Raw genomic sequence first — 1,675 nt, 5'->3', positions numbered from 1 at the left:
CCCATTACGGTCGATACACAAGGCTTCAATATCGACCTATGACGCAATCCATTCGCATCGGTTCAGGCCTGGGCTTTTATGGCGACAACTGGGAACCCGTGGTGGCCAGCATCGAGCGCGGCCAAGTTAAATTCATCGCCAGCGACCACCTGGCCGAACTCACTTTGGCCATCTTGCAAAAAGACCTGCAACGCGACCCTGCTTTGGGCTATGCCCGCGATGTGGTGCCCATGCTGCTGCGCCTGTGGCCCCTGATGCAGCCGCGTGGGGTCCGGTTCGTTTGCAACGCGGGCGGGCTCAACCCGATGGGCGCGGCGCAGGCTGTGCAAACCGCGCTCGCAGCCAAAGGCTGGCACCCGCGCATTGCGGTTGTGAGCGGCGACGATGTGCTGACTCTGCTGCAAACAACCGACACCCGCTTTGACCACATGATGAACGGTGCGGATGTAACGCCCGTGCGCGAGCGGCTGGTGTTTGGTAACGCTTACTTGGGCGCACAACCCATCGTGGAGGCACTGGACCAAGGGGCCGACATCGTGATCACCGGGCGGGTGGCGGACGCGGCGCTTTTTTTGGGGCCGCTGGTGCATGGCCTGAGCTGGAAGCTGGCCGATGCAGCCACGCCCGAAGACTTCAACCGCCTGGCCCAAGGCCTGACGGTGGGGCATTTGCTCGAATGCTCGGGGCAAGGCAGCGGCGGCAATTTCGGCAGCCAGGGCGATTGGAAAAACATCCCGGATCTGGCGCACATCGGCTACCCCATTGCCGAGGTCTGGCAAGACGGCACGGCCTTCATCACCAAGGCGCCCGACACCGGGGGACTGGTCAACTTTGACACCGTGCGCCAGCAACTGCTGTACGAGGTGCACAACCCACACGCGTACTTTTCACCCGATGTGGTGCTCGACATGGGCCAGATCCAGTTGTACGACGAAGGCCAGCACCGCGTGCGCTTGACCGGCGCACAAGGCCGTGCGCCCACCGATCAGCTCAAGGTGGTGGCGGGTTTTCGGGATGGCTTCAAGGCCGAGATCACTTGGGGCTTTTCATGGCCCGATGCCTGGGACAAAGTGCAAGCGGCCGAGGCCATGATTCGCAGCCAACTGAAAGAGCGAAACATGCCGTTTGACGAGTTGTTTGTTGAATACCCCGGGCTCAATTCGGCGCACGGCCCACTGGCACCTTTGCCGCCAGCGGCCGAGTTGAACGAACGCGCCGAGATCTGGGTGCGCATGGTGCTGCGCACGCGCTCCAAAGCCGTGGCCGATGGCTTTGGCCGATTGTTCCCCTGGATGGCGTTGAGCGGCCCGGCCTACACCTGCGGCTTTCAGGGCATGAACAACACCAGCGAGTTGTTGGGCATCTGGCCCACCTTGATCCCGCGAGACCGTGTTCAAGCCCGTGTCGACATTCTGGAGCCCGGCGCATGAGCACCTCACCTCTTGTGAAAATTCCCTTGGCCCGCATCGCCCACGCCCGCAGCGGCGACAAAGCCGACTGGGTGGACTTTGGCCTGTTTGCGTGGAACGAGGCGGGCTATCACCTCTTGGAACGCGAAGTGACGGCCGCCAAAGTGCAGGCGCACTTTGCGCCATGGCTACCGGGGCAGGTGGACGCCTGGCCTTTGCCCAACCTATTGGCGATGAAGTTCGTGCTGCACGGCGCACTGCAAGGC

General features: G+C 62.5%; 2 protein-coding genes. Both read left to right on the top strand.

Annotated elements, in window-relative coordinates; genetic code table 11:
• Positions 1–38 precede the first annotated feature (38 nt).
• Entirely contained in the window at positions 39–1,430 is a 1,392-nt protein-coding gene (locus Q0341_RS05620; RefSeq protein WP_299511112.1) for an acyclic terpene utilization AtuA family protein, read from the top strand.
• Positions 1,427–1,675: hypothetical protein (locus tag Q0341_RS05615; RefSeq protein WP_299511111.1), on the top strand; the 249-nt coding region annotated here is incomplete at its 3' end. The genes Q0341_RS05620 and Q0341_RS05615, both read left to right, overlap by 4 nt.

Source organism: uncultured Limnohabitans sp. (genome assembly GCF_937889215.1).
Classification (GTDB): Bacteria; Pseudomonadota; Gammaproteobacteria; order Burkholderiales; family Burkholderiaceae_C; genus Limnohabitans_A.
The sequence above is the reverse complement of the archived record's forward strand: the minus strand, read 5'-3'. Positions and strand labels throughout refer to the sequence as shown.

Coding starts and splice junctions, on each gene's coding strand:
- Q0341_RS05620 (WP_299511112.1), top strand. CDS start 39: ATGACGCAATCCATTCGCATCGGTTCAGGCCTGGGCTTTTATGGCGAC.